6 protein-coding genes and 1 pseudogene are annotated in these 8,580 nt (G+C 64.5%); 5 read left to right on the top strand and 2 right to left on the bottom strand.

The genetic code is table 11. From position 1 onward, the window contains the following. Together B3T59_RS13905 and lon are read left to right on the top strand one after the other, a co-directional pair. Positions 1–671: pseudogene (locus tag B3T59_RS13905) on the top strand (hypothetical protein); the annotation flags it as partial. A 252-nt stretch (positions 672–923) separates the two neighbouring features. Beyond that, positions 924–3,260 carry an endopeptidase La gene (lon, locus tag B3T59_RS13900; protein ID WP_005201924.1) on the top strand — a complete coding sequence of 779 codons (2,337 nt, stop codon included), beginning with the start codon at positions 924–926 and terminating at the stop codon, positions 3,258–3,260. Between the two features lie 94 nt (positions 3,261–3,354). Here the strand turns inward: lon and B3T59_RS13895 are convergent, their stop codons facing one another. Next, positions 3,355–4,023, bottom strand: a complete 669-nt coding sequence (locus B3T59_RS13895; protein WP_039854197.1) for a fasciclin domain-containing protein — start codon at positions 4,021–4,023, stop codon at positions 3,355–3,357. Between the two features lie 200 nt (positions 4,024–4,223). On the opposite strand from B3T59_RS13895, the gene B3T59_RS13890 reads away from it, so the two are divergent. Next, complete coding sequence (locus B3T59_RS13890; protein WP_064905814.1) at positions 4,224–5,786, top strand: molybdopterin-dependent oxidoreductase; 1,563 nt, start codon at positions 4,224–4,226, stop codon at positions 5,784–5,786. Positions 5,787–5,825: 39 nt separating this feature from the next. Here B3T59_RS13890 and B3T59_RS13885 read toward each other — a convergent pair whose 3' ends face one another. Next, positions 5,826–6,353 (bottom strand): DoxX family protein, encoded by a 528-nt coding sequence (locus B3T59_RS13885; RefSeq protein WP_005201921.1) that lies wholly within the window; start codon positions 6,351–6,353, stop codon positions 5,826–5,828. Between the two features lie 196 nt (positions 6,354–6,549). Between B3T59_RS13885 and B3T59_RS13880 the strand changes: the two genes are divergently transcribed. Continuing rightward, positions 6,550–6,903 carry a hypothetical protein gene (locus B3T59_RS13880; RefSeq protein ID WP_005201920.1) on the top strand — a complete coding sequence of 118 codons (354 nt, stop codon included), beginning with the start codon at positions 6,550–6,552 and terminating at the stop codon, positions 6,901–6,903. A 295-nt stretch (positions 6,904–7,198) separates the two neighbouring features. Then, on the top strand, positions 7,199–8,580 hold a 1,382-nt coding region (gene dnaK / locus B3T59_RS13875; RefSeq protein WP_287003857.1), incomplete at its 3' end, for a molecular chaperone DnaK.

Genomic DNA, 8,580 nt, shown 5'->3' with positions numbered 1-8,580 from the left:
CCAAGAGCGTCGAACCCAAGACTGCCGAATTCAACCGTGCCGAATCCGAGAGCGCCGAATCCGAGAGTGCCGAGCCCGATAGTGTCGACGAGGGTGATTACCGTGATGAGGGTGAGGTCGGCGGAACGAGTCGTACCGCGCATGCCGGGTGTCCTGCAGATCCCGAGTTCGAGGTTCCGGTGGCATTCATGGACGGTCACGGCATCATTCCCGGTGAGCACCTTCGCGATATCGCGGCCCGCGACGATGCGCGGCTACATCGGATCGTGCCCACCGGCACCCCCGAGAACGCTGACGGCACGTTCACCCTGCCTGCCTATGGCGCTGATGCCTACCGACCGAAAATAGCGTTGGACGAAGCGATCCGTTGCCGGGACGGGTATCGCGTGGACCCCGGGTGTGGCCGGTCGGCGTGGTCGGCCGACAACGACCATGTCACCGAATACGATCACCACGATCCGGGTGCGGGCGGCCCGACCTGCTACGAGAATCTGAACGCTGTGTCGACTCGGTACTGGTCGGTGCGCGCTGCTGAGTCGGACCGTCGTATTTGGCACGGACCGTCGGCGACGACTGGGATTCGACGACGCTCCCGGGCTGCTTCGGATTCTCGCGGATTGCCGGCACCAGATCGCCATTGGCGTCGACGCCGCTTCCCCGCCTCCGCTTGATGACGCCGTTCGATCCCCGCAGCGTCGGGGAGTGTTGAGGCCGGCACGCCCCTGAATGTGTGTCCAATCGAAGGATGTGGGTGCTGCAGCAGCCACATCCTTCGATACGACACACATTTAGCCCCGGGTCGGCGGCCAGCGTGGGCCAGGCGGCAGAGCGGAGCCTCCCAATTCCGCCCCAGGCGAAATCTGCCCGGGAACAAACATCCTGCCACCCAGGTTGAGTCCATCAGACTGAACTTTGGAGGTTACATGTCTGACACGTATTCAGTGCCCGTCCTCTTCGTTCCTGATCTGGTCGTCCTGCCCGGCATGGTTGTGCCGGTGCCTCTCGACGACGCTGCGCAGGCGACAGTGGACGCGGCCCGGGCCAGTGAGTCCGGAAAACTGCTGGTCGCTCCCCGCCTGGACGACCGGTATCCCACCTATGGCGTTCTGGCGTCGATCGTGCAGGTCGGGCGTATGCCCGGCGGTGTGCAAGCTGCCGTCGTCAAGGGCGAGACACGTGCCCACATCGGCACCGGGACCACCGGCCACGGCAACGCGCTGTGGGTCGAGGTGACCGAGGTCGACGACGCCGAGGCGACGCCCGAGACCAAGGCGCTGGCCGCGGAGTACAAGAAACTCGTGCTGGCCATGCTGCAGCGTCGTGAGGCGTGGCAGATCATCGACGCGGTGAACAAGATGACCGACCCGTCCGATCTCGCCGACACGTCGGGCTACTCGTCGTGGCTCGACGACGTCCAGAAGCGACAACTTCTCGAGACGCCGGACGTCGGCGAACGTCTGCAACTGCTGATCGACTGGACCAGCGAGCACATCGCCGAGACCGAGGTCTCCGACAAGATCGCCGACGACGTTCGGAACGGGATGGAGAAGCAGCAGAAGGAATTCCTGCTCCGCCAGCAACTCGCCGCGATCCGCAAGGAACTCGGTGAGGACGAACCCGACGGTGCCGACGACTACCGCGGTCGCGTCGAAACGGCCGATCTTCCCGATAACGTGCGAGAAGCCGCACTGCGTGAGGTCGGCAAACTCGAGCGCGCCAGTGATCAGTCGCCCGAAACCGGTTGGATCAGAACATGGTTGGACACCGTTCTCGATCTGCCGTGGAGCGTCACCACCGAGGATTCGACGGACATCAAGGGTGCCCGTGAGATCCTCGACGCCGATCACCACGGTCTCGACGACGTGAAGGATCGCATCGTCGAGTATCTGGCGGTGCGTGCCCGACGTGCCGAGCGCAAGCTGCAGGTCGTCGGCGGACGCGGGTCCGGTGCCGTGATGGTGCTGGCCGGTCCTCCCGGTGTCGGCAAGACGTCGCTGGGTGAGTCTGTTGCCCGTGCGCTCGGTCGCAAGTTCGTGCGCGTCGCTCTCGGCGGTGTGCGCGACGAGGCCGAGATCCGCGGTCACCGTCGTACCTACGTCGGCGCACTGCCGGGCCGCATCGTGCGTGCCATCGGCGAGGCGGGATCGATGAATCCCGTTGTGCTGCTGGATGAGATCGACAAGGTCGGTTCCGACTTCCGTGGCGATCCCGCGGCCGCGCTGCTCGAGGTCCTCGACCCCGCGCAGAACCACACGTTCCGCGATCACTACCTCGATCTCGACCTCGACCTGTCCGACGTCGTGTTCCTCGCGACAGCCAACGTCATCGAGAACATCCCGTCGGCCCTGCTCGACCGTATGGAGCTCGTCACGATCGACGGCTACACCGAGGACGACAAGGTGGCCATCGCCCGCGACTTCCTGCTCCCGCGGCAGGAGGAGCGCGCTGCGCTGACAAACGACGAGGTGTCGGTGACCGAGGATGCGCTGCGCGAGATCGCTGCCAACTACACCCGGGAACCGGGTGTGCGCCAGTACGAGCGACTGCTCGCCAAGCTGTTCCGCAAGGTCGCGACGAACGTCGAAAGTGGTAAGGCCACAACGCCTGTCACGATCGAGGAGTCCGATCTCAAGGAGTATCTCGGCCGCGCCCGGTTCACGCCGGAGTCCGAGGAGCGTACGGCAGTCCCCGGTGTTGCCACCGGACTTGCCGTGACCGGAATGGGCGGCGACGTGCTGTTCATCGAGGCCAACCGCACCGATACGGGCGAGGGCAAGGGTGGTCTGCAACTGACCGGCCAACTCGGCGACGTCATGAAGGAGTCCGCGCAGATCGCGCTGTCGTATGTCCGTGCGCACGCCCGCGAACTCGGCGTCGACCCGAAGAACCTGGAGGGCACGATCCACGTGCATGTCCCGGCGGGCGCGGTGCCTAAGGACGGTCCGAGTGCCGGCATCACGATGGTGACAGCCCTGGTGTCGATGGCGACGGGTCGCAAGGTCCGTGCCGAGGTGGGCATGACCGGCGAGGTCACGCTCAACGGCCGCGTGCTCCCGATCGGCGGGCTCAAGCAGAAACTGCTTGCGGCACAACGTAACGGGCTGACGCAGGTGTTCATCTCACCGCGTAACGAGGCCGACCTCGACGACGTCCCGGCTGAGATCCTCGACGCCGTCACGGTCACCCCGGTGGCCGACGTTGCCGATGTCGTCGCACAGGCTCTCGAGCCGGTCGCCGACGCGGCGAGGACAGCCGCCTGATCCCGGTCGATCAACCCGACCTCTGATCACGATGGGGCGCACCGATTACGGTGCGCCCCATCGCTTTATCCAGAGAACCTGATCGGGGAATCGATCACATGGTCGGCGGCATCAGCACGGTGTCGACCATGTATACCGTGGCATTTGCGGTCTTGACCCCGCCGCAGACGACGCCAGCGTTGTTGACCTTGAGATCATTGCCCGACCCGGTGACCGTGACGTCCTGACCCTCGAGGGTCTTGTGTGTCCCGTCAATCGCGTCGGGGGCGATCTGTCCCGAAACGACGTGGTAGGTCAGGATTTTCGTGAGCAGATCCTTATCGGTCTTCAGCTTGTCGATCGTCGCTGCGTCGAGCTTCGCAAAGGCGTCGTCGGTCGGCGCGAAGACGGTGTACTGGCCGTTGTTGAGCGTATCCACCAGGTTCACCTGCGGATTGAGCTGTCCCGACACGGCCTGAGTCAGCGTCTTGAGCATCGGGTTGTGGGATGCCGCTGTGGCTACGGGATCCATCGCCATACCCTCGACCGAGCCGCTTCCGGACGGATTGGCCTTCGCATAGTCGGCACATCCCGGCCCCACGAGCGAAGCCGGCTGGGCGGTACCGCTGCTCATCGGCATTGCCGACGACGACATCGGGGCCATCGACGACGCCGTCGAACCGGACGACGAACTGCTGTCGTCAGAACATCCCGCGATCACTCCCACGGTCAGTACGGCGCCTGCTGCTGCAAGAGTCAGGCGTTGAAATCTGTTGGCTACCATGATCGATCCCATCATTGAGGAACAAACTCACCGTGCTGTGAGTCTCGGAGGGCATTCGCTGGAAACCACACCCCGGATGGGTGAAAAGAAAAATACTTCGCGACCCATCCGCACAGCGCGCTCGAACGAAGTACTGCAGAAGTCGACGACCGACGAGGCTGACTTCGGTGAGGAGGTCTGCTGTGGGTCAGCGGTCCGAAATGCGTCAGCGATCCGAAACGTGGCTTCGTGCCGCGGTTTCCGGCCTGCTTGCCGTGCTCGGTGGTATCGCGGCGGGCGAGTTGGTCGCTATTCCATTGTCGCGCATGGCCTCCCCGTTTCAGGCGGTAACCGCGTTTCTCGTCGACAACTCGCCTGCGTCCGCTCGTGAGTGGGCGATCACGACGTTCGGTACCAACGACAAACCGGCGCTGATGATCGGTGTCGCAATCGCTCTCGCCCTACTCTCCATGCTGGCGGGCATTCTGCAGGTGAGGCGGCCCCCTGCGGGGGTCATTCTTGTCGTTCTCGTCGCCGCGTTCGGAGCATTCGCGGCGGCCACTCGTCCCACCGCGGACGCGAGCTACGTGATACCGGCGATCGTCGCAGGCGTGGTCGCGGTTGCGATACTCTTCGTGCTCAGTCGTAGATCGCATGTGCCGCAACAGGTTCGAAGCGATCCTGATGGAGTCGACGAAAACAGCGATGGCACAAAGAGTATAGGAACATCGCGGCGCGCCTTTCTTGGTGCGGCGGCGGTCGTCGCAGGAGCATCCGCGATCTCGCTGGTAGTTGCTCGACGCGTCGCCGACGCCGGGGGAGTGATCGCGGAGCGAGCCCGCCTCGTGTTGCCCCGCGCAAAGTCTGCTGCGCCACCGATTCCTTCAGGCATCGACGTCGAAGGGGCAACACCGTTCCTCACCAGCAACGCGAACTTCTATCGCATCGACACTGCATTGCAGGTCCCACAGTTGTCGACGTCGGATTGGCGTCTGCGAATCCACGGCATGGTCGACCGTGAGATCACGCTGGACTGGAACGATCTCATGGCGATGTCGGCGCAGGAGCGGATCATCACCCTGACGTGCGTTTCCAACGAGGTCGGCGGCGATCTGGCCAGCAACGCGAGGTGGATCGGGTATCCGATGCGCGACATTCTCGCGATGGTGAATCCGCATGCCGACGCGGACATGCTGCTCTCGACGAGCGTCGACGGCTGGACGTCCGGCACACCGCTCGACGCGATCACCGACGGACGCGACGCGATGCTCGCGGTGGGCATGAACGGAACTCCGTTACCACTGGAGCACGGCTATCCCGTACGCCAGGTGATCCCCGGCCTGTACGGCTTCGTGTCCGCATGCAAATGGGTTGTCGATTGGGAGATCACGAGATTCGATCGCGCACAGTCTTATTGGGCGAAGCGCGGCTGGGGTGTGAAAGCACCCATCAAGACGGCGTCACGCATCGACAAACCCGCGCCGCTGTCGACCAATCCGGTCGGGCCGGTCGTGGTCGCCGGTACGGCATGGGCGCAACACCGCGGTGTGCGACGGGTGGAGGTGAGAGTCGACGACGGCCCGTGGAACACCGCGACCCTCGCCACCGAATACTCCACAGACACGTGGCGGCAGTGGAGCTGGACCTGGCAGGCGACGCCAGGACAGCACACGTTGTACTGCCGGGCGACCGACGCCGAGGGGAAGACGCAGACCGACCAGCGAGTGGCTCCGATCCCCGACGGGGCAACGGGATGGCACAGCCGCGTCGTGCAGGTGGCCTAGCGTCGCACGCCAGGCCACCTGGACCGAACGGCGTCGGGCTCAGGCCGTCTTCGACGCCAGCGCCTTCTTGCGGCGCGTGAGGACACCTGCGGCTCCCGCTGCAGACGCGATGAGCGCGGCAACGCCTACGCCGTCGCGTGAGAGCGGGTGTTTGATGACCGCGTCGACGGAGTACCGACCCGGGCCGGTGAGAGCCAGTGCGGCAGAAGCGAGTCCGAGCACGGCGGGGTACTCGAAGCCACCCTCCTGTGCAAAGAATCCGCTGGGGCGGTGCACGTCGGCGGCCGCGATCATCGCTGCCGCGCCCGCTGCTGCTGCCACGCGGGTGCCCGCGCCGAGTGCGACGAGTCCGCCTGCGGCCTCGCTGACGCCCGCGGCTACGGCAGAGGTCTTGGCGGGCTCGAAGCCCATGTGCTGCATGCCCGCAGTCGTGCCGTCGATTCCGGGGCCGCCGAACCAGCCGAGCAACTTCTGGGCGCCGTGCGCGAACAGGGTGGCACCCACGGCGACGCGCAGGGTCAGCAGACCGGCGTCGAGCGCGCGAGAGTGGTTTGTTGTCTTCGACATTATTCTTGACCTTCCTACAGATGTCCTAAGAGGACTGTAGTCCGCTTAGTGACGAGGAGCCACGTGGCCCTGGTCACGCGGCCACCGTGAGCGCCGCCAGGCGTCGTGCAACGTTCCTGCGAGTAGGTCCCGTGCGCATGTGGACGGCCGTAGGCTGGCTTTGAAAACGTTGCCATTGCGATCGCGAGGAGCCGAGATGCCCGACCTGCCCGAGATCACCGACGCCGAGATGCAGACAATTCTCGAGTACGCCCAGCCGTACACGGTCTCGATTCTTCGATCGGGTCCGAACTTCGGCTCGCCCGAGGCCGGGCAGTTCATCAAGGAGCACGGTCGTCGCACCCTCGCACTGCGCAAGGCGGGTGAGCTGGCCGTCGTATTGCCCATCCGGGGCAACGCCGACATCCACGGCGTCGGCGTCTTCGACCGCGACGTCGACACGGTCACCAAGATCATGAACGACGACCCTGCCGTGCAGGCGGGCGTCTTCACCTTCGAGGTCTATCAGGCCGAAGGCCTGCCGGGCGACGCGCTGCCGCCTGCTCCGTGACAGCCGCTTTGCTGGCCCTTTCATAGTTGCGCGAACTGCGCTCAACTTTTTTCTCCGAATCGGGAACAACTCGGATCTGTGCACAGTTGGACCTATCGAGAAACCTAAGTCGGGCAGACTCAAGTAGACTTGACGCGGTGAGACTCAACCAGTAGGACTTGAGTCGGACGCGCTGAAGTCTCTGGTCCCCAGCCAGACGCAGGTTTGCATCGACCAACCCCCTCGGTCGTGCCATCAGCTCGACCAGGGGACTGAGAACTTGGGTGCACACCCACAAACTAGGAGGAAATAACAGATGTCTCGTGCTGTTGGAATCGACCTCGGCACCACCAACTCCGTGGTGTCCGTGCTCGAGGGCGGCGAACCGACTGTCATCGCCAACGCCGAAGGCTCGCGGACCACTCCGTCCGTCGTTGCATTCGCGCGTAACGGTGAGGTACTCGTCGGACAGCCCGCCAAGAACCAGGCCGTCACCAACGTCGACCGCACCATCCGGTCCGTCAAGCGCCACATGGGCGAGGGGGACTGGAACGTCGAGATCGACGACAAGAAGTACACCCCGCAGGAGATCAGCGCACGCACGCTCATGAAGCTCAAGCGCGACGCCGAGGCCTACCTGGGTGAAGACGTCAGCGACGCGGTCATCACCGTGCCCGCGTACTTCAACGACTCGCAGCGTCAGGCCACCAAGGAGGCCGGCCAGATCGCGGGCCTCAACGTCCTGCGCATCGTCAACGAGCCCACTGCTGCCGCACTGGCATACGGACTCGACAAGGGCGAGAAGGAACAGACCATCCTGGTCTTCGACCTCGGTGGCGGTACCTTCGACGTCTCGCTGCTCGAGATCGGCGACGGTGTCGTGGAGGTCCGTGCGACCTCGGGCGACAACAACCTCGGTGGCGACGACTGGGATCAGCGCATCGTCGACTGGCTCGTGGAAAAGTTCAAGAGCAGCTCCGGCATCGACCTGACCAAGGACAAGATGGCCATGCAGCGTCTGCGTGAGGCTGCCGAGAAGGCCAAGATCGAACTGTCTGCCTCGCAGAGCACCTCGATCAACCTGCCCTACATCACCGTCGACGCCGACAAGAACCCGCTCTTCCTCGACGAGCAGTTGAGCCGCAGCGAGTTCCAGAAGATCACCTCGGATCTGCTCGAGCGCACCCGCGCTCCGTTCCAGGCTGTCATCAAGGACGCAGGCATCTCCGTCGGCGACATCGATCACGTTGTGCTCGTTGGTGGTTCGACCCGTATGCCCGCCGTCACCGATCTGGTGAAGGAGCTCACCGGTGGCCAGGAGCCCAACAAGGGCGTCAACCCCGACGAGGTCGTCGCGGTCGGTGCTGCTCTGCAGGCCGGCGTTCTCCGCGGTGAGGTCAAAGACGTTCTGCTGCTTGATGTGACCCCGCTGTCGCTCGGTATCGAGACCAAGGGCGGCGTGATGCACAAGCTGATCGAGCGCAACACCACGATCCCGACCAAGCGGTCGGAGACCTACACCACGGCCGAGGACAACCAGCCGTCGGTGCAGATCCAGGTGTTCCAGGGCGAGCGCGAGTTTACCCGAGACAACAAGCCGCTCGGCACCTTCGAGCTCACCGGCATCGCGCCCGCCCCCCGCGGCGTGCCGCAGATCGAGGTCACCTTCGACATCGACGCCAACGGCATCGTGCACGT

It is taken from the genome of Gordonia sp. UBA7860, from assembly GCF_002500165.1.
Lineage (GTDB): Bacteria > Actinomycetota > Actinomycetes > Mycobacteriales > Mycobacteriaceae > Gordonia > Gordonia sputi.
The sequence above is the reverse complement of the archived record's forward strand: the minus strand, read 5'-3'. Positions and strand labels throughout refer to the sequence as shown.

Excerpts from the sequence above, each read along its gene's own strand:
- B3T59_RS13890 (WP_064905814.1), top strand. The coding sequence starts at position 4,224 with ATGCGTCAGCGATCCGAAACGTGGCTTCGTGCCGCGGTTTCCGGCCTG.
- B3T59_RS13880 (WP_005201920.1), top strand. The coding sequence starts at position 6,550 with ATGCCCGACCTGCCCGAGATCACCGACGCCGAGATGCAGACAATTCTC.
- lon (WP_005201924.1), top strand. The coding sequence starts at position 924 with ATGTCTGACACGTATTCAGTGCCCGTCCTCTTCGTTCCTGATCTGGTC.
- B3T59_RS13885 (WP_005201921.1), bottom strand. The coding sequence starts at position 6,353 with ATGTCGAAGACAACAAACCACTCTCGCGCGCTCGACGCCGGTCTGCTG.
- B3T59_RS13895 (WP_039854197.1), bottom strand. The coding sequence starts at position 4,023 with ATGGTAGCCAACAGATTTCAACGCCTGACTCTTGCAGCAGCAGGCGCC.